Consider the following 23481-nt stretch of genomic DNA (forward strand, 5'->3'; position numbering starts at 1 on the left):
GCAGAAGCCCGTCCAGCTCGCCATCGGTGAGGGTCAGCAGTTCCTCACCGGTAACCATCGACACCGGGCAACCGTTGGTGGCGGTTTTATCGGCACTGGCCGCTGCATCGCCGTTAGGGTTTCTCGCAGAAGAGGGCACATCGTCAACATGCGCTTCCTGCCGCAACACCGTGTTCTGCCGCGCCCCCCAGCGCATTTGCATCCTGCCTTTTTTCAGGCCACCCACCGCTCCACGAACCGCCACGGCCTTATAGCGATCCACCGCCGTCATAAAGCTTTTGACGAGGGTGAAAATACCTTTCACAAAACCGATAGCCGCTTCAACAATCTGTGCGCCGTACCTGGCCACCCGCAGCGCCAGATAGGCGATGCCTGCGCCTGCCAGTGCAAGGGTCAGCACCACCGCAATCAACAGGTCAATCAGTAGCGACACCACAAACCCTGCGATAGTCTCGGCAGCTTTTCCCGCCACCAGGCCAGGTGGCAGCGCCGACAGCCAAATCATCGCCGTACGCAACATCAGGTACAGCGCCGCCTCGTCACTGGCCAACAGCATGGCCTGTTCCATCACCTGAGGCGCGGTGCGGGCTAACTCAGCCAATTCGCTGGCCTGCGCGCCCAATCGCTCGATGTGTTTTTCCGGGTCTTTAAGAATGTCCTGAATCAGCGAAATGCTGTCCCATACCCCGGTAATCGCTGACCAACCTCCGGCCAATAGCCCAATGCCAATCGCACTCGACGTCGACTGCTCCCAATGTGGTTTAAAGCCATCCCACTGCTGGCGAAGCCAGGTTTCTAGATCCGCCGTCAGCCCGTCATAGGATGAAAACAGCGCTTCCACCTGCTCCGCTGAAACCCCGCCCTGCACCCGAACCTGATAGCGCTCGCCCGCCGCGCAGTGGTGAGAACCTTTGCCCTGTTCATCGAGCATGACGACCCTAGAACTGCCGTCATCCAGCCCAATCACCTCAACCGGAATGTTCCCCAGTGGCACGTCATACACCGACTCGAACTTGCTCTCGATCTGCAGCACACCGCCCACTTGGCAGCTTGTCACTGTCGAGAAATTGTCATCTGTCATGCTCACCGACTTGCTCGAATCTCCAACCCGAATGACCCGATCCATGCCCAGCAACGACGGCAAATCTGCGGTATGGCTTACCTTGTCCAGCGCCTGCGAGTACCAGGCGCCCACTTGCTGGCGATACACGGCCAGGCTCTGATGAAAGCCATCTAGTTCGTGTTCGATATGGGCAATGTGGGACGAAGAAGCAGTCATCCGTGACGTCTCAGCAGGGGCAAGGCGTCGGAGTCTGCAACAGCAAAAGAGGGCTGGACGAGTGGTCCAAAAAATCAGATTTGGATTACAAGAAGAGAGATTTTTTCCGTGCTGAACTGCTGCTCAGCACTACATAAAACAGAGAGTCAGCTCATTGAAGGAAATGGCGTTTTCACCTGTGCGCTGCATTGACCCTGAGCATTCTTGAGGCTGACCTCAAACTCGACCAGTCCGCCATGCATCTTCTGCAACGCCTCAATTTGGTTTACCAGTTCCTGCTTCTTGTTGGCGATCGCCTTGTCCGCCAGTTCCCAGGGCAACCCGCCACCGTGATGCCCGCCGAGAATCGCCTGCAGCTCCTTGAGCTTGAATCCCAACTGCTGAGCACACTTGATAAACGTCAGCAGCTCGAGGTTCTGCGGGGAATAGATCCGATAACGACCTTCCCGCTGCGGCGGCGGTAACAGGCCAATGTCCTCATAGTGACGAATTGCTTTGATCGTTGTGCCCGACAGTTGCGCGGCTTTGCCGATGTACATGAAACATCCTTTTTCCGAAGAGGGCACCGGCCTGCTTTAACCACCTGTCCCGCTGCTGCACCGTTGAACCCAGCACCGGCCCGAACATCAACGACTTGATCGGCTTGATGCCGCAAAACTCAAGGGTCGTCCTGCGCATCTGATGCAGCCCAGGCATGCGGTAGAACCACCTGTAATACCACGGCGGCGTATCCAGGGTCACCAGTAAGTGTGCGGTTCGCCCCTTCAGCAGCTTGTCCGGGAACGCCTTGCCCTCGCGATATTTAAAGGCAAACCCCGGCAGGAAAACCCGGTCGATAAAACCCTTCATCAACGCCGGGATGCCACCCCACCAGATGGGGAAAACAAACGTCAGATGCTCGGCCCAGAGAATGTCGGATTGAGCCTTCAGCAAATCAGGTTCGAGGGTTTGGATCTGGGTGTAGCCGTTGTGCAGGATGGGGTCGAAGGCCAGCTCGGCCAGGTGCAGGAGGCGTACGTCATGGCCGGCGGATTTGGCGGATGCGATGTAGGTATTGGTGAGGGCAGAGCAGAAGCTGGTGCGGGAGGGGTGGCCGAGTATGACCAGGATTCGTTGGCTCATGGAGGTAGATCCTGAAAAATAAGCCTCAGGGTGAGGTGTGACCTTAGGGGGAGAGTCAAGCAGAAGCGCCGGCCCAGAAGCGTCGACCATTGTGTCTCTGGGCGGCAGAGGGTGTCCTGATGCTCATGAATGCGAGCAGATATATCCACTTCTGTTCATTTAAAGGCTTTCCAGGCACCGGGATTCGATGAGGGTAACTCCTCTCATACTCAAAGACTGGCCATGCTGCGACAAGGCCAGGTAGGGTCATGTCGGCTCAGCATCCACCATCAGCTCATCCTTCACGACGATTGGCTCGTTACCCATATCACGATCAGTTGTGAACCAGCCCAAAGCAGTATTTCCGACGTATTTCGTTAGTGCATAGTTGGCTGTGGAGCCAATCACTACGCCAATGCCGAATGGAATTGCCTTTTCCAATGCTTTTCGAGTGAAGGTGATGCCTATGCGTTTGAACATTTCCTTGATTGCCTGCAATGCTGCTCCCTTCAGATACTGGCGTACCATGTTTACGCCAGCCTTAGAGGCGAATGCGGTACCAACTTCCACGCCAAACTTCTCCAGCGATCCTCCTGCTGCAATCATAAATGCCAGTTGCCGCGCATCCTCACTTGTGAGATCCCAGCCAAAGGCATCAGCCAGGCACATGCACATATCGACTTGAAATTTCATACCGATTGTAGCGTCGGTTAGTCCGCCGCCTACCATCGCGACGGCAGTACCCAGGCCCGGTATGACGCCGGCCAAAGCCGTAACTCCACCGCTGGTGGCTGACATTTTTGAGTAGCGACTGATGATTTTCTTCGCGACCAGTGCCTGAACTTCATGCTCTGAAGCATTAGGTTTAGATGCCTTCACTTGAATTCTGTACTGCGAGACTAATGCCTGGGCATCCTTTGGGCTGATGGCGATCGACTCTACAGCCTTGAGCAGGCGTGACTCGTTTTCTGGCTTCGTTTCGTCGGTCATACAAAAACTTCCTGTTTGGTATTGGCGAGCCGTGCCGGTGAATCCACGGGCTAATAGAGAGTTGTTCTGACGCAGCCGCGCAGTGCTTGGGAAGGTTTATCGGCATCGAGCTGGATTCATTGAATGGACAATGATGCTGTAGTGCCATTGTTGCCTGCATAGCACCGGAAGACCCGGCACTGCATGGTTAGGATGTGTAAAAAATACATGCAGAGCAGCGTGTGTTGCCGCCGACCGAAAACTGACCCCGGTGGGCCAGTTCTCAATCAGCGCCCACTTAGAGATATCAACCAGCCCACACCAAGGTGTCGGGGGATGGACTGAAGTATGGGCAGGCTCGATGCTTGACTGAAAAAGTCTTACTTTACAAAAGGATAGGGCATTAAAAAGCCGGCTTGTGGCCGGCTTCTCGGGGACGGGTTCAGCTTATTTTTGGTAAACCTCACCAGCCTTTAAATCGTTCAGCCAGGCTTTCACCTGGCTGATAGGGGCATCAGCGGGAACTCCTCCGCATCGCCAGGCAGGGCGGCGAGCGTTAAGCCAACCCCCTACCAAATGTGCCGCGCATGATACCCATATCCCCCTCAACTTCCCAGCTTCGCGTCCGTTTTAGAGCCTTTGTAGCTCAGTAAATGTTCATCCAGCGGCACCGGTGGCCTTCGATTATTGAGGGTGTACCACCAAAACACTCTCATAAAAAAGCCCCGATTAATCGGGGCTTTTTGGATTGCCTGGGCAATGAGTCGCGGGTATCAGCCTTTGTAGGCGGCTACCGACTTCATGATCTCGGCACGGGCGGCGTCTGCGTTGCCCCAACCTTCGATCTTCACCCATTTGCCTTTTTCGAGGTCTTTGTAGTTCTCGAAGAAGTGCTTGATCTGTTCCAGCAGCAATGGCGGCAGGTCGGTGTATTCCTTCACGTCGACATACAGCTGGGACAGTTTGTCGTGTGGCACTGCGATGACTTTGGCATCGCCGCCGCCGTCGTCGGTCATGTGCAGGATGCCGACCGGGCGAGCGCGGATGACCGAGCCTGGGGTGACCGGGTAAGGGGTCACGACCAGCACGTCGAGGGGGTCACCGTCGTCAGCCAGGGTGTTGGGGATGAAGCCGTAGTTGGCCGGGTAGAACATCGGGGTGGCCATGAAACGGTCAACGAACAGGCAGTCGCTGTCTTTGTCGATTTCGTATTTGATCGGCGCGTGGTTGGCCGGAATCTCGATGGCGACGTAGATGTCGTTCGGCAGGTCTTTGCCAGCCGGAATCTTGCTGTAGCTCATTGGGCGTTGCCCCCGTAGTTGGCCAAGAAACTTGGCCGGATTGGCCTAAAAGTGGCGGCGATTATAGGCATATTCCGACGCCGATGCCACGCGCCAGACGTCGTACGGTACTTAGTCTTCAGTCTGATAGCGCGGGTCGCTGGCTTGTAGTTGTGTAAGGCGCGTCAGTGGATCTTGGCGGTAAAAGTGGCTCAGTTGCTCGTAGACCTGTGGGTAACTGCTGATCAGCAAATCCGGGGCGCTGAAAAAATACTCGCTGGTGACAGCAAAAAACTCTGCCGGGTTTTCGGCGGCGTAGGGGTCGATGGCGGTTTCGGCATCGGGGTTGTGGTCGAGCTGGCGGTTGAGGTCGTCGAAGGCGCTTTGCATCACATTCGCCCATTCCTGCACGCGCATGTCGCTGTGCAGCGGCGGCAGGCCGTTGGCGTCGCCATTGAGCATGTCGAGTTTGTGGGCCAGTTCGTGGATCACTAGGTTGTAGCCTTCCCAGTTGCCGCTGGCCAGCACGCCGGGCCAGGCGAGAATCACCGGGCCTTGCTGCCAGGCTTCGCCGCTGTGTTCGCCATCCCACTCGTGCTCGACACCGCTGGCGTCGCGATGGCGTTGCGGGCTGACAAAGTCGTCGGGGTACAGGACGATTTCGTGGAAACCCTGATACCACTCCAAATCACCCAGGTGCATCAACGGCAGCTGCGCCTGAGCGGCGAGCAGCAGGCGTTGTTCCTGGTGCAGTTCCACGCCGGGCAGGGCGGTGAGGTGTTTTTGCGCGAGAAACATCACGCAGGCTTCACGCAGCCACTGGTCTTGTTCGGCGCTGATGCCGTCGAGAAAGGTCAGGTGATGGCGCACCCGCTGCCAGGTGTCATCGGCAACGGGATACTTGGCCAGGATGCGCCGGCGACGCCAGGCACTGAGGGACCACATCGCCGGTCAGTGCGGTTTGGCTTCGGACGAGGTGCGGCCAAAGCGGCTACGGAACACGCCAATGATCATCGGCACCAGGGACAGAAGGATGATAAACACCACCAGCAGCGACAGGTTTTTCTTGATGAACGGTACGTTACCGAAGTAGTAGCCCAGGGTGACGAGGCCGCCAACCCACAGGATGGTGCCGAAAACACTGAAACCGAAGAAGCGTGGGTACGGCATCTTGGCGATGCCAGCGACGAACGGCGCGAAGGTCCGCAGAATCGGCAGGAAGCGCGCCAGGGTCACGGTTTTGCCACCGTGCTTGTCGTAGAAGTCGTGGGTTTTCTGCAGGTAGTCGCGGCGGAAGATTTTCGAGTTGGGGTTGCTGAACAAACGCTCCCCAGCCGTTCGTCCGATCACGTAGTTGGTGCTGTCGCCGAGGATTGCCGCCAGCATCAACAGGCCGCCCAGCAGGACCGGGTCCATGCCGCCGCCCGCGGCTACGGCGCCGGCGATGAACAGCAGCGAGTCACCCGGCAGGAACGGCATGACCACCAGCCCGGTTTCGCAAAAGATCACTAGAAACAGGATGGCGTAGATCCACGGCCCGTAGTTGGTTACCAGCAGGTCGAGATACACGTCGAGATGCAGGATAAGGTCGAGCGGGTTGAAATCCATGGATGGCACCTGTGTGAATGACCCGACTCAGCGGGGCGTGCGAAGGCTTCGGGTAATAAGGCTACAAGGTTGTGGCGATTTTCTTACGACCCGAAACGTCGGCATTATACGGACTGAGTGGTGAAAAGCGTGTTGGTTTTGTAGCGGGGGATGTCGCAGAGGGTAGCTGGGCAGGTTATGGGGCTGCTGCGCAGCCCAGCGGGAGAAAAGCTCCCTTGCCATAGGTTTGTGCTGCCTTTAGCGGGGCTATTCGTCGCTGATCGGCAACACGTAGTTCTTGAACTCCGTATCTTCACGAAACCCGATCGACTCATAGGTCTTTTGAGCCACTTTATTGTCGCTGCTGGTGGACACCCGCAAGCGTACGGCGTGAGTTTCCTTGGCCATTTTCTTCGCCGTTCGCATCAGGTTATCGGCCACCAACTGGCGCCGGGCATCTTCGGCAACGTAGATATCGTTGAGAATCCACACGCGCTTGAGGGACAGCGACGAAAAGCTCGGATACAGCTGGCAAAAGCCAAGCAGTTTGTCGTCGTCGTCATCCGCCAGGGCCAGGTAGATCACCGATTCCTTGCGCCGCAGACGCTTCTCCAGGAAGGCCCGGGATGAATCAGGAAAGGGCAGCGCGCCATAAAATTCGCGGTATTTGACGAATAACGGGGTCAGCAGGTCCAGGTGTTCCAGGGTCGCTTGAGTAATCCGCATGCTAGGCCTCAACTTCCAAATAGGGGACGACGACGCGAGCGGCCGTGGTTTGATGCTGCCTAAAGTCGGAAAAAATCGCAATCGTGCAGAATCAATCCTCCGGCGGGCTGAGCAGAAAGTTGCGCTTCATCATCGCAGGATCGTCTGATTCCAGTGTCTGAACCTGGGCTTCATCCTTGAGGTTGACCCCCGACAGTTGCCGGCGACAGGCTTCGCGCATCAAGTACAGCAGGCGGTGAGCCGCCATGCCGTAGCTCAAGCCCTCCAGGCGAACATTGGAAATACAGTTTCGGTAGGCATCGGTCAGGCCGACCTTGGGGTTGTAGGTGAAATACAGCCCGAGGCTGTCCGGTGAACTGAGCCCCGGCCGTTCGCCGATCAGGATCACCACCATTTTTGCGCCCAGCAATTGGCCTATTTCGTCGGCCACCGCCACACGGCCCTGTTCCACCAGAATCACCGGCGACAGCGACCAGCCTTCTGCGTGAGTCTGCTCTTCCATTCGTGTCAGAAACGGCAACGTATGTTTATGCACCGCCAGCGCCGACAGGCCATCGGCCACCACCACTGCCAAGTCGACGCCGCCTGGGTTGGCCTCGGCGTAGTCCCGCAGGATCTGCGCCGACTCATCACTTAGGCGCCGTCCCTGATCCGGGCGTTGCAGGTAGCTGTGGCGGTCGATAGCAGCGCTGTGCAGCAATAGGCTGTCGCGGCCGCGTTCGGCCATTTGACTGCTCAAGCCTGCGTGATCGAACGGTAGGTGCACCGCGTCCCGGGCCTGGGCGTGGGCGAACTGAAAGTCCAGTTGTGCGCCCGTGGGAATGCTGGTGCCGGTACGGCCCAGGGCAATCCGCGCCGGGGTCAGGCGGCGCAGTTCCAGCCAGGGATTATCCACAGGCTCGGTGCTGATCTCAGGGGTATCGATATGCACTGGAGGCTCCTTCATCCCAATTGCGCCAAGGCTTGGCGGAAGGCTGGCGGCAGGCTGTTGCCAAAACGCACTTTGCCATCGGCTTGCGTGAAGATACCCATTTTCGCCAGCCACTGTTCAAACTCCGGCGCTGGTTTTAAACCCAATGTTTGTCGGGCGTACAGCGCATCGTGGAACGAGGTGGTCTGGTAGTTGAGCATGATGTCGTCGGAGCCGGGGATGCCCATGATGAAGTTAATTCCGGCCACGCCCAGCAGGGTCAGCAGGGTGTCCATATCGTCCTGGTCGGCTTCGGCGTGGTTGGTGTAGCAGATATCGCAACCCATCGGCACGCCCAGCAGCTTGCCGCAGAAGTGATCTTCCAGGCCTGCGCGGATGATCTGCTTGCCGTTGTACAGGTACTCCGGGCCGATAAAACCGACCACGGTGTTCACCAGGAACGGCTTGAAGTGCCGCGCCACAGCATAGGCGCGGGTTTCGCAGGTTTGCTGGTCAATACCAAAATGCGCATTGGCCGACAGGGCGCTGCCCTGGCCGGTCTCGAAGTACATCAGGTTCTGCCCCAGAGTGCCGCGATTCAGGCTCAAGCCCGCGTCGTAACCTTCCTGCAGCACATTTAGATTGATGCCGAAACTGGCGTTGGCCGCTTCGGTGCCGGCAATCGATTGGAACACCAGGTCCAGCGGCACGCCCCGGTTGATAGCCTCGATGGATGTGGTGACGTGGGTTAACACACAGGCTTGGGTGGGAATTTCATAGCGCTGGATGATCGCGTCGAGCATTTCCAGCATGGCGCAGATCGAGGCGATGCTGTCGGTGGCCGGGTTGATGCCGATCATCGCGTCGCCGTTGCCATAGAGCAGTCCATCGAGAATGCTCGCGGCGATGCCCGCCGGTTCATCGGTAGGGTGGTTGGGTTGCAGGCGCGTGGACAGGCGCCCACGCAGGCCCATGGTGCCGCGAAATTGGGTAATGACACGGATCTTCTGCGCCACCAACACCAGATCCTGCACGCGCATGATCTTCGACACGGCGGCGGCCATTTCCGGTGTCAGCCCCGGCGCCAAGGCTCGTAGGCTGTGTTCGTTGGCCGCGTCGCTGAGCAGCCAGTCCCGCAGGCCGCCGACGGTCAGGTGGCTGACCACGGCAAACGCCTGTTTGTTGTGGGTGTCGATGATCAGTCGGGTGACTTCGTCGCTTTCATAAGGGATCAACACTTCTTCAAGGAAGTGCTTCAGGGGAATATTGGCCAAGGCCATTTGCGCCGCGACCCGTTCGCCGTCGTTCTGCGCCGCAACACCGGCGAGGAAATCCCCGGAGCGCGCCGGGCTGGCCTTGGCCATCACGTCTTTGAGGCTGTCGAAGCGGTAGGTCAGTGCGCCGACCGAATGGGAAAAGCTTGCCATACAGACTCTCCATGACGACGCGGGTGTTGGCCCGCGCCGTGGTTTACGGCGTTAGTGCAAGGCAGCTTCTGCGGCTTGAATGGCCGCAAACTCTTCTTCCGGCGTGCCTGCTACCAAGTGATGCCGACTGTAGAAAGCAAAGTAAGCAATTAATACTCCATAGATGATCGCAGCGCCAATCACCACCCGCGGATCTACCAGAAAACCCGCCACGACAGCGATGCAGGCGAGTACCAGGGCAAGGCCTGAGGTGAAGATGCCGCCCGGTGTGCGGTACGGACGGTCCATTTTGGGGCGGCGGATACGCAGGGTGATGTGCGCGGCCATCATCAGCACGTAGGAAATGGTCGCGCCGAACACCGCCACCAGGATCAGCAAGTCACCCTGGCCGGTCAGTGACAGTCCAAAACCGATGATGCCGGGGATGATCAGCGCCAGGACTGGCGCCTTGCTTTTGTTGGTCTGGGACAGTTTGCGCGGCAGGTAGCCGGCGCGGGACAGGGCGAAGATCTGCCGCGAGTAGGCGTAGATGATCGAGAAGAAGCTGGCGATCAACCCGGCCAGACCCACCAGGTTGACGAAACTGCCCATCCAGGTCGAGCCGCCGTAGGCCAGGGCCAGGGATTCGACCAGCGGGTTGCCGGATTTGACCAGCGCCAGGGTGCCAGCACCGCCCGGTGCAATCACCAGGATCAGCAGGGCGAAGCTGGTGAGCACCACAATGGAGCCAATCAGCCCACGGGGCAGGTCGCGTTTTGGGTTTTTGGTTTCTTCGGCGGCCAGTGGTACGCCTTCGACGGCGAGGAAGAACCAGATCGCGTAAGGAATCGCTGCCCACACGCCGACATAACCAAACGGCAGGAAGCTGCTGGCGCCTTTGGCTTCAGTTACCGGAATGTCCAGCAGGTTGGCAACATCGAAGTGCGGCACCATCGCCACCAGGAACACGCCCAACGCAATGGCGGCGACGGCAGTGATGACGAACATCAACTTCAGCGCTTCACCAACACCAAAGATGTGGATGCCGATAAAGATGATGTAGAACGCCAGATAAATCATCCAGCCGCCAATGCCGAACAGCGACTCACAATAGGCGCCGATAAACACTGCGATGGCGGCCGGAGCGATGGCGTACTCGATCAGGATCGCCGTGCCGGTGAGGAATCCGCCCCAGGGGCCAAATGCGCTGCGGGCAAAGCCGTAGCCGCCGCCGGCGGTCGGAATCATGGAGGACAGTTCGGCCAGGGAAAAACACATGCACAAGTACATGGTGGCCATCAGTAATGTGGCGAGGAACATCCCGCCCCAGCCGCCTTGGGCCAGGCCGAAGTTCCAGCCGGCGTAGTCGCCGGAGATCACGTAGGCAACGCCGAGGCCGACCAAAAGCACCCAGCCGGCGGCGCCTTTTTTCAGTTCACGTTGCTGGAAGTATTCGGAGCCGACCTTTTCGAAGTCGACGGAGGAGCCGGATGTGCCGCTAGGTTCGCTAGGCATGATGAAGCACCTTCTATTCTTATTGTTTTGTCCCGGCTTTCTTGAGCCGGATGGGGTAGCAGCTACTTGCGAAGATCAAATGTGGGCTTGCCTGCGATAGCGGCAGTTCAGCAAACATCATTTGTTAAATGACACGCCGCCATCGCGGGCAAGCCCGGCTCCCATACTTGATGGCATTTCAAATATGGGAGTGGGTTGCCCGCACAGAAGTGCTTAGAAGAAGCCCAACGGATTAATGTCGTAGCTCACCAACAGGTTTTTGGTCTGCTGATAGTGATCCAACATCATCTTGTGAGTTTCACGGCCCACACCGGACTTCTTGTAACCGCCAAACGCAGCATGCGCCGGGTACAGGTGATAGCAGTTGGTCCAGACACGACCAGCCTTGATCGCCCGACCCATGCGGTAAGCGCGGTTGATATCGCGGGTCCACAAACCAGCGCCCAGGCCATACTCGGTGTCGTTGGCAATCGCCAGTGCTTCGGCTTCATCCTTGAAGGTGGTGATGCTCACCACCGGGCCAAAGATTTCTTCCTGGAACACCCGCATCTTGTTGTTGCCCTTGAGCAGGGTTGGCTGGATGTAATAGCCAGTGGCCAAATCGCCGGTCAACTTCTCAACCTTGCCGCCGGTCAGTAGCTCGGCGCCTTCGGCCTTGGCGATTTCCAGGTAGGAAAGAATCTTGTCGAATTGTTGCTCGGAAGCCTGGGCGCCGACCATGGTATCGGTGTCCAGCGGGTCGCCGCGCTTGATCTGCTCGACCTTTTTCATCACCACTTTCATGAAATCGTCGTAGATCGACTCTTCCACTAATGCACGGGATGGGCAGGTGCAGACTTCGCCCTGGTTGAAGAACGCCAGCACCAGGCCTTCGGCGGCCTTCTCGATGAACTGCGGTTCGGCTTTCATGATGTCGGCGAAGAAGATGTTCGGCGATTTGCCGCCCAGCTCAACGGTGGAGGGAATGATGTTCTCGGCGGCCGCATGCATGATGTGCGAGCCCACTGGCGTTGAGCCGGTAAAGGCGATCTTGGCGATGCGCTTGCTGGTGGCCAGGGCTTCGCCGGCTTCTTTGCCGAAGCCATGCACCACGTTCAGCACGCCTGGCGGCAGCAGGTCGCCGATCAGTTCCATCAGCACGTTGATGCCCAGCGGGGTTTGCTCGGCGGGCTTGAGCACCACGCAGTTACCGGCGGCCAGGGCCGGCGCGAGTTTCCAGGCAGCCATCAGCAGCGGGAAGTTCCACGGGATGATCTGCCCGACCACGCCCAGCGGTTCGTAGAAGTGATAGGCGGCGGTGTGTTCGTTGATTTCGGCGCTGCTGCCTTCCTGGGCGCGGATGCAACCGGCGAAGTAACGGAAGTGGTCAGCGGCCAGGGGGATGTCGGCGTTGAGGGTTTCGCGAACTGCTTTGCCGTTGTCCCAGGTTTCGGTGATGGCCAGCAGTTCCAGATTCTGTTCAATGCGGTCGGCGATTTTCAGCAGCACCAGCGAGCGGTCCTGGGCCGAGGTCTTGCCCCAGGCGTCAGCGGCGGCGTGGGCGGCGTCCAGGGCCTTGTCGATGTCTTCGGCAGTAGAGCGCGGGAATTCGGCGATGGGCTTGCCGTTTACTGGCGAGGTATTGGTGAAGTAGTTGCCTTTGACCGGCGCAACAAACTCGCCACCGATAAAGTTGCCGTACTTGGCCTTGAACGAAACGATAGCGCCTTCAGTACCGGGGTGTGCGTAACGCATGGTGGGTATCTCCTGGCTTTTATGTTTATTTGGAGGGCAGCACATTGCATGCATAGGCAGCTGCGCTTGTATAAGCGTAGAGCAAAGGTCGGGCCAGTGCCTTGCAGGCTAGGTAAATCAAGGGTTTTCGATTTTTTACAGGCGTTCGTTGTGACAGGAGTGATACAACCTTCGTGACAGTTTGTGCCATAAGCGATACGCCCTGTGACCCGCGGGTCGAACCGCGATTGCAATGAGCAAGAGCTTGGAGGATGCTGGGCGTCCCGGTCCGCGGTGTGTCTCACGCAGCAGGAGAATAATAAGAACATGCACAACGATGATTTCAGTCGCCATGCCCAGCAAGTGCTGACCGTAACCCGTGGCCAAGACCCACAGCACGGTCCGGGCAGCGATCCGTCTATTGCCCGCTCCTGGCTGCGTTGCCTGGAGGATTATCACCTCGACCCCGCGCTGACCATCGCCCCCACGGTGCTGGAACATGGTCGCCTGCTGGAAAGTCGTGAGCGCCTGCAACAGGTGTTGCGCATCGCCGGCAATGAAATGAACAGCCTGCACCAGCAGCTTTCCGGCGCGGGCCACGCGGTGCTGCTGACCGATGCGCGTGGGGTGATCCTCAACTGCGTCACCGCCCCCAGCGAACGCAAGATTTTCGAGCGCGCCGGGCTGTGGCTTGGCGCCGACTGGAGCGAGGCCTGCGAAGGCACCAACGGTATTGGCACCTGCCTGGTGGAGCGCCAGGCACTGACCATTCATCGCGATGAACACTTCCGTGGCCGCCATACTGGCCTGACCTGCTCCGCCAGCCCTGTGTTCGATCCCCATGGCGAGCTGCTGGCGGTGCTCGATGTGTCCTCGGCACGGGAAGCGGTCTCGCGCCAGAGCCAGTTCCACACCATGGCCCTGGTCAACCTCTCGGCGAAGATGATCGAGAGCTGCTACTTCCTGCGTTATTTTGAGAGTCACTGGCTGCTGCGCTTCCACTTGCAGGCCGAGTCCGTGGGCCTGTTCAGCGAAGGCTTGCTGGCGTTTGATGGCGAAGGGCGGATTTGCGCCCTCAACCAGAGCGCGCTGAACCTGCTGGGCGAAGCCCGTGGGCGTTTGCTGGGGCTGCCGGTGGAGATGTTTTTCGATTGCTCCCTGGATGAACTACTCGGTCGTGCCAGCGCCCATGCCAGCGCCAGTTGGCCCCTGCGCACCCGCGATGGGCGCAATGTATTCGCGGTATTACGCGGCCAGCCCCGTAGTGTGCCGAGCCCGGTGGTACAAGCGCCGCCGCAGGTGGAGCGGCCGCGCCTGCCGAGTATTTGCCTGGGGGATGCGGCGCTGCAAAGCGATTTTCGCAAGGCACTGCGAGTGTTCGAGCGTGACGTGCCGCTGCTGATCAACGGCGAAACCGGCTCCGGTAAGGAGGCCTTCGCCAAGGCCGTGCACCACGCCAGTCAACGGGCAGAAAAGTCCTTCGTCGCCCTCAACTGTGCGGCGATCCCGGAAAGCCTGATCGAAAGTGAGCTGTTCGGCTATCGCGGCGGCAGTTTCACCGGCTCGCGCAAGGAAGGCATGCGCGGCAAGCTGCAACAGGCCGACGGCGGCACCTTGTTCCTCGACGAAATCGGCGACATGCCCCTGGCGTTGCAAACCCGGCTATTAAGGGTGCTGGAGGATCGTCTGGTGGTGCCTATCGGTGGCGAACCACAAGCGGTGAACGTGCGCATCATCAGCGCCACCCACCGTAACCTGCTGGAGCGGGTGCAGGACGGCAGCTTCCGCGAAGATCTGTACTACCGGCTCAACGGCCTGGAAATCTCTTTGCCGCCATTGCGTGAGCGTAGCGACAAGTCGCAGTTGCTGGACTTCCTGCTGGCGCAAGAGGCGGGCGATCAGCCGGTGCTGCTCGATGGTGCGGCACGCCAGGCGCTGCTGGCGTTCGCTTGGCCAGGCAACGTGCGGCAGCTGCGCACAGTGTTGCGCACATTGGCGGCGTTGTGTGACGAAGGGCGGGTCGGATTTGAGGACTTGCCGGCGATAATTCGCCAGGCTCGAGCGCAGCCGGTCGCAGTGGATGAGCTTACGGACTCACCCCTGGACGATGCCGAACGCCTGGCGTTGCTCAACGCCCTGGAGCAACAACGCTGGCACATGACCCATACCGCCGGGCAGTTGGGCGTCAGCCGTAATACGCTTTACAGAAAGCTGCGTAAGCATGGCATCGCCCGTTGAGATCCTGCAGCTAAAGAGTGCGATTTCTCCCACCCTGCGCTAACCTGCCTCGATGTTTTACGAGGTCGACTATGCACATTCATATTCTCGGTATTTGCGGCACGTTCATGGGCTCGATGGCGGTTTTGGCCAAAGAGTTGGGCCATCATGTCACCGGCTCTGATGCCAACGTTTATCCGCCCATGAGCACGCAACTGCAGGCCCAGGGCATTGAGTTGACCCAAGGCTACGACCCGGCGCAATTCGACCCGGTCCCGGACCTGGTGGTGATTGGCAACGCCATGTCCCGTGGCAACCCGGCGGTCGAATACGTGCTGAACAAAGGCCTGCCCTATGTCTCCGGTCCGCAATGGCTGTCGGACCATGTGCTGCAAGGCCGTTGGGTGCTGGCCGTCGCCGGCACCCATGGCAAAACCACCACCAGCAGCATGCTGGCCTGGGTCCTGGAGCATGCCGGCATGAGCCCGGGCTTCCTGATCGGCGGTGTGCCGCAGAACTTCTCGGTGTCGGCGCGTCTGGGTGACACGCCATTCTTCGTCATCGAAGCCGACGAATACGACAGCGCCTTCTTCGACAAACGCTCCAAGTTTGTTCACTACCGCCCGCGCACGGCGATCCTGAACAACCTGGAGTTTGATCATGCTGATATCTTCCCTGATCTGCCAGCCATCGAGCGGCAGTTTCACCATCTGGTGCGCACCATCCCCAGCGAAGGCCTGGTGATCCACCCGACCACCGAGCCTGCCTTGCAGCGAGTGATCGAGATGGGCTGCTGGACCCCAGTGCAAACCACCGGTGCCGGCGGGCAGTGGCAGGTCAAGTTGCTGAGCCAGGACGGTTCCAGGTTCGAGGTGTTGTTCGAAGGCGTCGCCCAAGGCGTGGTCGACTGGGATATGACTGGCCAGCACAACGTTGCCAATGCCCTGGTTACCCTGGCCGCCGCCCGTCATGTCGGCGTGGCCCCGTCCATGGGCATCGCCGCGTTGAGCGCGTTCAAGAGCGTTAAGCGGCGCATGGAAAAGGTTGCTGAAGTGAATGGGATTACCATCTACGACGACTTTGCCCACCACCCGACGGCGATTGCCACCACCCTCGACGGTTTGCGCAAGCGCGTGGGTGATGCACCGATAATCGCCATCATCGAGCCACGCTCCAACTCCATGAAACTCGGCGCCCATCGCGATGGCTTGCCGCAAAGCGTGGTCGATGCCGACCAGGTGGTGTGGTATGCGCCGGCCAACCTCGGCTGGGATCTGGCGGCTGTCGCGAACCTGTGCACGGTGCCGTCGATTGTCAGCGATTCCCTGGAAGGCATCATCGAACGCGTGAAAAGCCAGGCCAAGCCCGGCACCCATGTGGTGATCATGAGCAACGGCGGCTTCGGCGGTCTGCACGGCAAACTGGCCGAGGCACTGCAATGAGCGGGCCGGAGCGTGTCACCCTGGCGATGACCGGCGCGTCTGGCGCACCTTATGGCCTGCGCCTGCTGGATTGCCTGGTACGCGAAGACCGCGAGGTGCACTTTCTGATCTCCAAGGCCGCGCAGTTGGTGATGGCGACCGAGACTGATGTCACGCTGCCACCCAAGGTGCAGATGATGCAGGCCTTCCTCACCGAATACACCGGGGCGGCGGCGGGGCAGATCAAGGTTTATGGCAAGGAAGACTGGATGTCGCCGGTGGCCTCTGGTTCCGGCGCGCCGGCGGCGATGGTGGTGGTGCCGTGTTCCACCGGAACCTTGTCGGCGATTGCCACGGGCGCTTGCAACAACCTGATTGAGCGGGCGGCAGACGTGACCTTGAAGGAGCGTCGCCAGTTGATTCTGGTGCCGCGCGAGGCGCCGTATTCGAGTATCCATCTGGAGCACATGCTCAAGCTGTCGAACATGGGTGTGACCATCCTGCCGGCGTCCCCAGGTTTTTATCATCAGCCGCAAACCATCGATGACCTGGTGGACTTTGTGGTGGCGAGGATTCTCAACCTGCTGAACATTCCTCAGGACATGTTGCCGCGTTGGGGCGAGCATCATTTGAGCAGTGATGAATAAAGCGCTGCTGGTATTGCTGGCGCTACAGCTGACCGGTTGCGCCACTGTGCGCACCCTGGATGCGGCGAAACCGGGTGCGCCGGTGGTATATGCCGGCACGCGCCTGGACCTGTATGCGATGCAGGGCGGCTGTTGTGCAATGGACCGTTTCGGCGCCGAAGCCCCAAGCTACCCCGGCGTAGACCTGCCGGCCAGCGCCTTGCTCGATACGCTGCTATTGCCGCTGTCGGCGTTGACGGTGCTGGGAGTAGGGTTTAACGCGACGGGCGGGCTCTAATAACCTGTGGCGAGTGGGCAAGCCCGCTCGCCACAGTAATTGTCGCTCTCAAGAGCGTTAGTTACTTGCCGAGCTTACGCAACTCATCCGACTCCACAATCCGCAACCCATCTTGTTCTTCCAGTGCCAGCCGCCACATCGCCCGGGCCAGTTCGCAGACTTCAATGCCGTGATACTTGCCAGGAACCAGTCGTGACAGCGGCCCCGCCAGTTTTTCCACCAGTCTTGTTTCCAGCCGCTCCCCCAGCAGCAGCGAAGGCCGGACGATGGTCAATTGCGGCCAGTCCTGGGCCTTCAAGGCCTGTTCCATTTCCCCTTTGACCCGGTTGTAGAACACCGAGGATTTCGGATCGGCGCCAATCGCGCTGATCACGATCAGGTGCCGTGCGCCCATTTCCCGCGCCCGCTTGCTGAAGGCCACGACCATGTCCAGGTCGACGGCACGGAAGGCTTGTTCGGAGCCTGCCAGTTTGATGGTGGTGCCCAGGCAGCAGAAAGCGATGTCCACCCGCCCGCTGAGTTGTGGCAGGAACACCGCCGGGTCGCCCACCGGGTTTTCCAGGTGCGGATGCTCGGCCAAAGGCTTTCGGCTGGGCGCCAGTACGCGGGTCACGGTGGGCTCGTTGAGCAGGCGGTCCAGTAGATGTTCCCCGGTCAATCCCGAGGCTCCGGCAAGCAAGATATGCTGAGGCGTCAAGTACATGATGTTTCCCCCTTGATACTGTTTCAGCTTAGTTGCTCTTGGCTTCCTTGCTATTCATAGAGACGCTTTCGAGCGCTTTTCGTGCCTGCTGCTTGCGTAATAGTTGCCAACGGGTGATCACGCCTTTGGGTGCCCAGATCTGGGGTTCGGAGGCTTCGAAGTTGTCCGCCATCTCGCGCTCGGTCACATGCAGTTGCGCCAGCTTGAAGGCTTGCTGCAAGTCGTCGGTCTGGTTGAATGCCTGAGCGAACAGCGCGTCGCCAAAGTAGGTGAAGTCTGCCTCTTCGGAGCAGCCGAATGACACACGATCGGCTCGCGAAGCCGTCATGATCAGGGTGCGTTCGTCTTTTAGCGCCGGGATGAAACCACCGGAGTAGCACGCGGAGATGACGATGATCTTGTCGCGTTTTTTCAGTGGCGCGAGCACGGCGGCCAACTCATCGGCCGGCAGGTCGGCCAGCTCCATGCGCGGTTGGTCCAGTACCAGTTCATTCTCATGGGTGCCGTGGCTGGTCATATAGATGAACACCAGATCCTCCGGGCCCGTGCGCTCGGCGAGGGTCTGCACAGCGCGGCGCAGACTTTCCCGAGTGGCCATGGGGCGGTCGGCGATATGGTCGCGGTGGTTGACCAGGCGGATCTGACCTTGGGCGCCGAAGCGGGTGGCCAGCAGGTTGCTGACGTAGTCGGCTTCACGCAGAAACACGCTTTGCTTGCCATCACCCGCCAGCACCAGGGTGTACAACTCAACCGCTGCAGTTGAGGCGGGAACAGCGGCAAGAGCCTGGTCGAGCAGGCGACCCTGGGCCAGCACGCCGACTTCCAGCGCATCGGGCAGCAGGTGGCCGTCGGCATTGCGCACACGCATGCCGTTGACCCACGTCCCGGTTTGCACGGTGCCATCGGTGAGCACCAGAGTGCCTTTGCCCTGATAGCTGTCGCTGTCGAAACCGCCCACATAGAAGCTGCCGTCGGTGAGGTTCAGGCGACCCTCTCCGGTAAAGCGCCAGTCACTGAACTGACCGACGTAGTGACTGCCGTCGACGCCAATCAATTCGCCCTTGCCGCTCAGCGCGCCTTCCTTGAACTCACCGATCCACACATCGCCGTCGGCGTTTTCGTAGCGGCCCTTGCCGTTGAGCTGGTTTTGTTTGAAGTGGCCGACGTACATGTCGCCGTCAGCGCTATTGAAGGTGCCGTTGCCTTCCAATTGCCCGTTGACGAAGTGGCCGCTGAACTGGTTGCCGCTGTCGTCGTTGCGCTGGCCTTCACCGTTGGGTTTGCCGTGGGTGAACTGGCCCTGGTATTGGCTGCCGTCGGCCAGCTCCAGGCGACCGAGGCCGGAGTACTGGTCGTCCTTGAACTCGCCGCGATAGGTCATCTGTCCCTCTTTGAGGGTGCCTTCGCCATTGCGCCGGCCTTGCTTGAAGCCGCCAACGTAACGGGTGCCCGCAGTAGTCAGGTTGCCTTGGCCGTCGAACAAGCCTTGCTGGAACTGACCTTTATAGACTTCGCCGTTGCTGCCGTGCCATTCGCCCTGGCCGTGCCACTGACCCTTGTCGAACTGGCCGGCGTACCAACTGCCGTTGGGGTAATCCACGCGTCCCTGGCCTTGCAGCAGGCCATTGACCACATCGCCACGGTAACGCCCGCCGTCCGGCAGCCTTGCGTCGGGCGGCAACAGTGATTCGCCATCGCCGCACGCGGAGAGCAAAAGGGCCAGGACAAGGGCAAGGGGAGCGAGTGGGCGCATAGCGGGATCCGGATAATTGAGCGCCGAGTATGCCGCAGCGGTGAGATCTATACATGAATTTGTGGCGAGCGGGCTTGTCCGCGTTGGGCTGCGTAGCCGCCCCAATAAAGACACTGCGCACCTTCAGGCGAAATCAGGCTGCAGGTTTTAGGGCCGCTTCGCGGCCCAGCGCGGGTAAGCCCGCTCGCCAAAGGTAAGCTTTTGATTATATTGCTGTTTCAGACGAAGCAGAGTGACAGAGACTCGGCGATGTAGCCGGGTTTTTCCTGGCCTTCAATTTCCAGGGTGCAGGTGGCCTTGAGCAGCCATTGGCCGGGTTTTTTCTCAGTGGCATCGGTGAGGGTGACGGCCAGGCGCACCTTGGAGTTGACCTTTACCGGCTGGATGAAGCGCACGGTGTCCAGGCCGTAGTTGACCGCCATCTTCAAACCCTCGGGCATGATCAGGATGTCTTCTATCAACTGGGGTATCAGCGACAACGATAGGAAGCCGTGGGCGATAGTGCTGCCGAACGGGGTCTGGGCGGCCTTCACCGGGTCGACGTGGATGAACTGATGATCGCCAGTGGCTTCCGCGAACAGGTTGATGCGCTCCTGGTCGATGGTCAGCCATGCGGAACGTCCCAGTTCCTTGCCGACATAATCTTTGAGTTGCGCTACGGGTACTGAGGGCATTGTGACTCTCCTTGGGTTCATCGGTTTTTATTGTTCATGTGTGGGGCGAAGCCCTGACAACCACCTTAGATCATCATGGGCAATCGGCTTGGTCAACCCTCCATATTTTTGGTGAATTCCGGTCCATAGGTCCAGCGTGCTTATAATGGCCAGCGCGCTTTTTGGGGGAGAGAACGGATGCTGTTACGCGGTCTGACATGGCTGGTGCTGTTTCAATTGCTCGGCACGGCAATTAATCACTTGTTCCTGCCGGTGTTGCCGGGGCCGATTGTCGGTCTGCTGCTGATGCTGGTGTATCTGGTGTGGCGCGGCGAGGTGGCCGAGCCCCTGAGCCTGGCCGCCAGCAGTTTGCTGCGTTACTTGCCGTTGCTGCTGGTGCCGCCGGCCGTGGGCGTGATGGTTTATGCCAAGGACATTGCCGCCGACTTCTGGGCCATCGTCGGTGCGCTGGTGCTGTCGTTGGTGATTGCCATGGGCTTTGTTGGCGTGCTGATGCAAAGGCTGGTCAAACGTCAGGCGCGGCGGGAGGAGGGGCAATGACCTTCGACTGGCAAGGCGCGTGGGCAGCGGTGATCCATCATCCGTTGTTTGGCATTGGCATCACCTTGGGCGCCTATCAATTGGTATTGGCAGGCTTCGAAAAAACCCGCTGGATCTTCCTGCAGCCGGTGCTGGTGTCGATGCTGCTGGTGATCGGCGTGCTGCTGGGCTGCGGCCTGACCTACGCCGAGTATCGTAAAAGTACCGAGATCATGAGCATCCTGCTGGGCCCGGCGACGGTGGCCCTGGCGGTGCCGCTTTACTTGAACCTGCGACGAATTCGCCAGCTGTTCTGGCCGATTTTTACTACGCTGGTGGTGGGTGGTGTACTGGCGACCGGCCTGTGCGTGCTGCTGGGCTGGTGGTTCGGTGCCGAACACATGATGTTGATGACCATGGCGCCCAAGTCCGTGACCTCGCCGATTGCCATGCTGGTGGCCGAGCAGATCGGTGGTGTGGCGGCGCTGGCGGCAGTGTTTGTGCTGATCACCGGGGTGATCGGGGCGATGGTCGGGCCGGCTTATTTGTCGCGCCTGGGGGTTCATAGCCCGGAGGCGCGCGGCATGGCGTTGGGCATGACTGCCCACGCCGTCGGCACCTCGGTGGCCTTGCAGGAAAGTGAAGAGTGCGGCGCCTTTGCGGCGCTGGCGATGAGTTTGATGGGCGTGGCCACGGCGGTGTTCCTGCCGTTGGCTGTGTCGCTGGTTGTTTAAGTCGGGTTTAAGGAAACCTATATGAGTCTGGCGCTTTTCCCGCTCAATACTGTGCTGTTTCCCGGTTGCACCCTCGATCTGCAACTGTTCGAGGCGCGCTACCTGGACATGATCAGCCGCTGCATGAAAAAGGGCGAAAGCTTTGGCGTGGTGTGCATCCTTGATGGCAAGGAAGTCGGGATGGCTCCCGATGGCTACGCGCTGGTTGGTTGCGAAGCACTGATCCGCGACTTCAAGCAGCAGGATAATGGCCTGCTGGGGATTCGGGTTGAAGGTGGCCGGCGGTTCCGCGTGCTGGAGGCGGATGTGCAGCGCGATCAGTTACTGCTCGCTGAAGTCGAATGGTTGGAAGAGCACCCCGAGCGGCCCCTGGACGAAGAGGACTCCGACCTGCTGGCGCTGCTCCAGGCACTTGCCGAGCACCCAATGGTTGCTTCTCTGGATATGGGCGCCGACGCCGAAGGTCAGCAGGTGCTGGGTAATCGACTGGCGTATTTGCTGCCCTTTACCGAGGCCGACAAGGTTGACCTGCTGCAACTGGACGACCCGCAACGGCGCCTGGATGCGATCCAGTTGTTGCTTGATGAGCTGCAAGGTGAGCTGTTTACCTGAACCGCCTTGTGTGCCCGGAATCGTCCGTCTCTGCTTTCAGAGTATTCGTCGGTCCACTCTAGTAGGCGTACCTGAGCAGAGCGTGGGCGCTGCCGCTAAATGCAAAAAAGCCCAACACTGCCACACAGGCCGGCAAGATCAGCCACCAGACCTTCGGTGACATCGGCGGCAGAAGCGTCTGGCGCTGACTCAGGGCCAGGCTGAAGGCGCAGACCGTTATCGCCAACAAGGTGCCGGCCAGAATGTCGGACGGCCAGTGGGCGCCCAGGTACACCCGCGAGAGGGCGATGGTCGCGGCGGGGATGCAGCCCAGCAATAGCCATGTCAGGCGCATGCGCGTGGGTTGACCACGGCCTGCGAGCACTGCCAGGGCCAGGAAAAACGCAAACGAGCCGGAGGCGTGGCCGCTGGGCATGCTGAAGCTGGTTAGCGGGTCGGTCAGTATTTCCGGGCGCCCACGGGCAAAAAACAGCTTGGTGCCGGTGTTGATCAGCGCCGCACCGAGCAGGGTGGCGCCGACGAAAATCGCTTGGCGCCATTGCCGAGCCAGCAGCAGCAGCCCGGTCAGCACCGCGCTGGCGACGAACATTTTCTTGAACTCACCCAACTGAGTAATCATCACCATGGCCTGGTCCATCGCCGGGCCGCGGTGCTCCTGGATCAGGGCCATCAAGCCTTGGTCAAAGTGGTTCAGGTACGGATAGCCGATAAACAGGGCGATCAACAACGTCAGGCTGGCGCAACCCATCCACAGCGTGGCCCGTCGATGACCTCGCAGGCTGCTGTTGAGGCTTACTCCCAGCAAGACCGCCAGGCACGCAGCGACCACTCCTGCCTCGGGCCAGAAACCTTCGGGCAGCGGCAGGCGAAACGCTGCACCCGTGGCCCAGCCCGGCAACAGGTACGCCACCGACCAGCCGGCCCCCGCCAGCACGCTGACGGCGGCGAAGCGCGGGAAGGGCATGTCGCACATGCCGGCAACCATCGGCAGCATCGGCCGCAGCGGGCCGATGAAGCGTCCTACCAGCAGGCTGGCGATGCCGTACTTGTGGAAGTAGGCCTCGGCACCATTCATCCATTCCGGATGATGGCGCAGGCCGGGCAGGCGGCGGATATTCTGGTGGAAATGCCGGCCGAGGTAGTAGGAAATGCCATCGCCCAACAGCCCGCCGAGCAAGCCCAGTAATAGTGTTTCCCCCAGTGACAGCGCACCACTACCTGCCAATACGGCAATGGCGAACAGCAAAACAGTTCCCGGTACGATCAAGCCGGCGATTGCCAGGCATTCCACGCAGGCCACGATAAACACCGCCGCCGCCAGCCATTGGGGGTTGAGGGTCAGCCAGCCGGTAATGCCATCGAGCCATGGGCCCATAAAATCAACTCCATTGGTATTCACAGTCCTCTGTAGGAGCAAGCTCGCTTCTACAGTGGGTGG

The 23481-nt window shown here is 59.7% G+C and carries 22 protein-coding genes and 2 pseudogenes; 7 read left to right on the forward strand and 17 right to left on the reverse strand.

What is annotated here, in order from left to right:
- From ACZRKZ_RS25255 to exaC, 13 genes and pseudogenes are all read right to left on the reverse strand, one after another.
- Window positions 1-1279: pseudogene (locus ACZRKZ_RS25255) on the reverse strand (type IV secretion protein Rhs); the annotation flags it as partial.
- A 146-nt stretch (window positions 1280-1425) separates the two neighbouring features.
- Window positions 1426-1818 carry a MerR family transcriptional regulator gene (locus tag ACZRKZ_RS25260; RefSeq protein WP_463983067.1) on the reverse strand — a complete coding sequence of 131 codons (393 nt, stop codon included), beginning with the start codon at window positions 1816-1818 and terminating at the stop codon, window positions 1426-1428.
- Window positions 1757-2401 carry an NAD(P)H-dependent oxidoreductase gene (locus ACZRKZ_RS25265; RefSeq protein ID WP_463983068.1) on the reverse strand — a complete coding sequence of 215 codons (645 nt, stop codon included), beginning with the start codon at window positions 2399-2401 and terminating at the stop codon, window positions 1757-1759. Before ACZRKZ_RS25265 ends, ACZRKZ_RS25260 begins: the two co-directional genes overlap by 62 nt.
- Window positions 2402-2647: 246 nt before the next feature.
- The gene (locus ACZRKZ_RS25270) at window positions 2648-3370 is read right to left on the reverse strand and encodes a hypothetical protein (RefSeq protein ID WP_463983069.1); all 723 of its coding nucleotides are present in this window, start codon (window positions 3368-3370) and stop codon (window positions 2648-2650) included.
- A 584-nt stretch (window positions 3371-3954) separates the two neighbouring features.
- Window positions 3955-4059: pseudogene (locus tag ACZRKZ_RS25275) on the reverse strand (transcriptional regulator); the annotation flags it as partial.
- Between the two features lie 63 nt (window positions 4060-4122).
- Window positions 4123-4650, reverse strand: a complete 528-nt coding sequence (ppa, locus tag ACZRKZ_RS25280; RefSeq protein ID WP_048724712.1) for an inorganic diphosphatase — start codon at window positions 4648-4650, stop codon at window positions 4123-4125.
- Between the two features lie 111 nt (window positions 4651-4761).
- Window positions 4762-5574: a M90 family metallopeptidase gene (locus ACZRKZ_RS25285; RefSeq protein ID WP_463983070.1), complete on the reverse strand. Its 813-nt coding sequence runs from the start codon at window positions 5572-5574 to the stop codon at window positions 4762-4764.
- A 6-nt stretch (window positions 5575-5580) separates the two neighbouring features.
- Complete coding sequence (locus ACZRKZ_RS25290) at window positions 5581-6237, reverse strand: DedA family protein (protein ID WP_463967349.1); 657 nt, start codon at window positions 6235-6237, stop codon at window positions 5581-5583.
- Between the two features lie 246 nt (window positions 6238-6483).
- A complete protein-coding gene (locus tag ACZRKZ_RS25295) occupies window positions 6484-6942 on the reverse strand; it encodes a GNAT family N-acetyltransferase (RefSeq protein WP_463983071.1) in 459 nt (152 codons plus the stop codon).
- A gap of 91 nt (window positions 6943-7033) precedes the next feature.
- Window positions 7034-7888, reverse strand: coding sequence for an ethanolamine ammonia-lyase subunit EutC (gene eutC / locus ACZRKZ_RS25300; protein WP_463967347.1), 855 nt, complete (start codon window positions 7886-7888; stop codon window positions 7034-7036).
- Entirely contained in the window at window positions 7885-9279 is a 1395-nt protein-coding gene (locus tag ACZRKZ_RS25305; protein WP_463983072.1) for an ethanolamine ammonia-lyase subunit EutB, read from the reverse strand. Before ACZRKZ_RS25305 ends, eutC begins: the two co-directional genes overlap by 4 nt.
- A gap of 51 nt (window positions 9280-9330) precedes the next feature.
- Entirely contained in the window at window positions 9331-10773 is a 1443-nt protein-coding gene (gene eat / locus ACZRKZ_RS25310) for an ethanolamine permease (RefSeq protein WP_463967345.1), read from the reverse strand.
- Between the two features lie 213 nt (window positions 10774-10986).
- Window positions 10987-12507, reverse strand: a complete 1521-nt coding sequence (gene exaC, locus ACZRKZ_RS25315; protein WP_463967344.1) for an acetaldehyde dehydrogenase ExaC — start codon at window positions 12505-12507, stop codon at window positions 10987-10989.
- Between the two features lie 306 nt (window positions 12508-12813).
- On the opposite strand from exaC, the gene ACZRKZ_RS25320 reads away from it, so the two are divergent.
- The 4 genes from ACZRKZ_RS25320 to ACZRKZ_RS25335 all read left to right on the forward strand — a co-directional run bounded on the left by ACZRKZ_RS25320 (window position 12814) and on the right by ACZRKZ_RS25335 (window position 17048).
- Window positions 12814-14724 carry a sigma-54-dependent Fis family transcriptional regulator gene (locus tag ACZRKZ_RS25320; protein WP_463983073.1) on the forward strand — a complete coding sequence of 637 codons (1911 nt, stop codon included), beginning with the start codon at window positions 12814-12816 and terminating at the stop codon, window positions 14722-14724.
- A gap of 71 nt (window positions 14725-14795) precedes the next feature.
- Window positions 14796-16145: a UDP-N-acetylmuramate:L-alanyl-gamma-D-glutamyl-meso-diaminopimelate ligase gene (mpl, locus tag ACZRKZ_RS25325; RefSeq protein WP_463967342.1), complete on the forward strand. Its 1350-nt coding sequence runs from the start codon at window positions 14796-14798 to the stop codon at window positions 16143-16145.
- A complete protein-coding gene (gene ubiX, locus ACZRKZ_RS25330) occupies window positions 16142-16771 on the forward strand; it encodes a flavin prenyltransferase UbiX (protein WP_149413579.1) in 630 nt (209 codons plus the stop codon). The genes mpl and ubiX overlap by 4 nt, the downstream gene beginning before the upstream one ends.
- A complete protein-coding gene (locus tag ACZRKZ_RS25335) occupies window positions 16764-17048 on the forward strand; it encodes a YceK/YidQ family lipoprotein (protein ID WP_463967341.1) in 285 nt (94 codons plus the stop codon). Before ubiX ends, ACZRKZ_RS25335 begins: the two co-directional genes overlap by 8 nt.
- A 61-nt stretch (window positions 17049-17109) precedes the next feature.
- On the opposite strand, the gene ACZRKZ_RS25340 is transcribed toward ACZRKZ_RS25335, so the two are convergent.
- The 3 genes from ACZRKZ_RS25340 to ACZRKZ_RS25350 all read right to left on the reverse strand — a co-directional run bounded on the left by ACZRKZ_RS25340 (window position 17110) and on the right by ACZRKZ_RS25350 (window position 20178).
- Window positions 17110-17751: an oxidoreductase gene (locus ACZRKZ_RS25340; protein ID WP_463967340.1), complete on the reverse strand. Its 642-nt coding sequence runs from the start codon at window positions 17749-17751 to the stop codon at window positions 17110-17112.
- Window positions 17752-17779: 28 nt separating this feature from the next.
- Window positions 17780-19504 carry a C13 family peptidase gene (locus ACZRKZ_RS25345; RefSeq protein ID WP_463983074.1) on the reverse strand — a complete coding sequence of 575 codons (1725 nt, stop codon included), beginning with the start codon at window positions 19502-19504 and terminating at the stop codon, window positions 17780-17782.
- A gap of 218 nt (window positions 19505-19722) precedes the next feature.
- Window positions 19723-20178: a MaoC family dehydratase gene (locus ACZRKZ_RS25350; RefSeq protein WP_463983075.1), complete on the reverse strand. Its 456-nt coding sequence runs from the start codon at window positions 20176-20178 to the stop codon at window positions 19723-19725.
- A gap of 177 nt (window positions 20179-20355) precedes the next feature.
- Between ACZRKZ_RS25350 and ACZRKZ_RS25355 the strand changes: the two genes are divergently transcribed.
- From ACZRKZ_RS25355 to ACZRKZ_RS25365, 3 genes are read left to right on the forward strand one after another with little or no spacing between them, the layout of a single operon-like run.
- Window positions 20356-20718 (forward strand): CidA/LrgA family protein, encoded by a 363-nt coding sequence (locus ACZRKZ_RS25355; RefSeq protein ID WP_463983076.1) that lies wholly within the window; start codon window positions 20356-20358, stop codon window positions 20716-20718.
- On the forward strand, window positions 20715-21431 hold the full coding sequence (locus ACZRKZ_RS25360) for an LrgB family protein (RefSeq protein WP_463983077.1): 717 nt from the start codon (window positions 20715-20717) through the stop codon (window positions 21429-21431). Before ACZRKZ_RS25355 ends, ACZRKZ_RS25360 begins: the two co-directional genes overlap by 4 nt.
- Window positions 21432-21452: 21 nt before the next feature.
- Window positions 21453-22043, forward strand: a complete 591-nt coding sequence (locus tag ACZRKZ_RS25365; RefSeq protein WP_463983078.1) for an LON peptidase substrate-binding domain-containing protein — start codon at window positions 21453-21455, stop codon at window positions 22041-22043.
- Window positions 22044-22101: 58 nt separating this feature from the next.
- Here ACZRKZ_RS25365 and ACZRKZ_RS25370 read toward each other — a convergent pair whose 3' ends face one another.
- Window positions 22102-23418, reverse strand: a complete 1317-nt coding sequence (locus tag ACZRKZ_RS25370; RefSeq protein WP_463967335.1) for a bifunctional DedA family/phosphatase PAP2 family protein — start codon at window positions 23416-23418, stop codon at window positions 22102-22104.
- Window positions 23419-23481: the final 63 nt, after the last annotated feature.

The sequence above is a fragment of the Pseudomonas sp. c313 genome, from assembly GCF_055407145.1.

Coding starts and splice junctions, on each gene's coding strand:
- ACZRKZ_RS25260 (WP_463983067.1), bottom strand. CDS start 1,818: ATGTACATCGGCAAAGCCGCGCAACTGTCGGGCACAACGATCAAAGCA.
- ACZRKZ_RS25265 (WP_463983068.1), bottom strand. CDS start 2,401: ATGAGCCAACGAATCCTGGTCATACTCGGCCACCCCTCCCGCACCAGC.
- ACZRKZ_RS25270 (WP_463983069.1), bottom strand. CDS start 3,370: ATGACCGACGAAACGAAGCCAGAAAACGAGTCACGCCTGCTCAAGGCT.
- ppa (WP_048724712.1), bottom strand. CDS start 4,650: ATGAGCTACAGCAAGATTCCGGCTGGCAAAGACCTGCCGAACGACATC.
- ACZRKZ_RS25285 (WP_463983070.1), bottom strand. CDS start 5,574: ATGTGGTCCCTCAGTGCCTGGCGTCGCCGGCGCATCCTGGCCAAGTAT.
- ACZRKZ_RS25290 (WP_463967349.1), bottom strand. CDS start 6,237: ATGGATTTCAACCCGCTCGACCTTATCCTGCATCTCGACGTGTATCTC.
- ACZRKZ_RS25295 (WP_463983071.1), bottom strand. CDS start 6,942: ATGCGGATTACTCAAGCGACCCTGGAACACCTGGACCTGCTGACCCCG.
- eutC (WP_463967347.1), bottom strand. CDS start 7,888: ATGAAGGAGCCTCCAGTGCATATCGATACCCCTGAGATCAGCACCGAG.
- ACZRKZ_RS25305 (WP_463983072.1), bottom strand. CDS start 9,279: ATGGCAAGCTTTTCCCATTCGGTCGGCGCACTGACCTACCGCTTCGAC.
- eat (WP_463967345.1), bottom strand. CDS start 10,773: ATGCCTAGCGAACCTAGCGGCACATCCGGCTCCTCCGTCGACTTCGAA.
- exaC (WP_463967344.1), bottom strand. CDS start 12,507: ATGCGTTACGCACACCCCGGTACTGAAGGCGCTATCGTTTCGTTCAAG.
- ACZRKZ_RS25320 (WP_463983073.1), top strand. CDS start 12,814: ATGCACAACGATGATTTCAGTCGCCATGCCCAGCAAGTGCTGACCGTA.
- mpl (WP_463967342.1), top strand. CDS start 14,796: ATGCACATTCATATTCTCGGTATTTGCGGCACGTTCATGGGCTCGATG.
- ubiX (WP_149413579.1), top strand. CDS start 16,142: ATGAGCGGGCCGGAGCGTGTCACCCTGGCGATGACCGGCGCGTCTGGC.
- ACZRKZ_RS25335 (WP_463967341.1), top strand. CDS start 16,764: ATGAATAAAGCGCTGCTGGTATTGCTGGCGCTACAGCTGACCGGTTGC.
- ACZRKZ_RS25340 (WP_463967340.1), bottom strand. CDS start 17,751: ATGTACTTGACGCCTCAGCATATCTTGCTTGCCGGAGCCTCGGGATTG.
- ACZRKZ_RS25345 (WP_463983074.1), bottom strand. CDS start 19,504: ATGCGCCCACTCGCTCCCCTTGCCCTTGTCCTGGCCCTTTTGCTCTCC.
- ACZRKZ_RS25350 (WP_463983075.1), bottom strand. CDS start 20,178: ATGCCCTCAGTACCCGTAGCGCAACTCAAAGATTATGTCGGCAAGGAA.
- ACZRKZ_RS25355 (WP_463983076.1), top strand. CDS start 20,356: ATGCTGTTACGCGGTCTGACATGGCTGGTGCTGTTTCAATTGCTCGGC.
- ACZRKZ_RS25360 (WP_463983077.1), top strand. CDS start 20,715: ATGACCTTCGACTGGCAAGGCGCGTGGGCAGCGGTGATCCATCATCCG.
- ACZRKZ_RS25365 (WP_463983078.1), top strand. CDS start 21,453: ATGAGTCTGGCGCTTTTCCCGCTCAATACTGTGCTGTTTCCCGGTTGC.
- ACZRKZ_RS25370 (WP_463967335.1), bottom strand. CDS start 23,418: ATGGGCCCATGGCTCGATGGCATTACCGGCTGGCTGACCCTCAACCCC.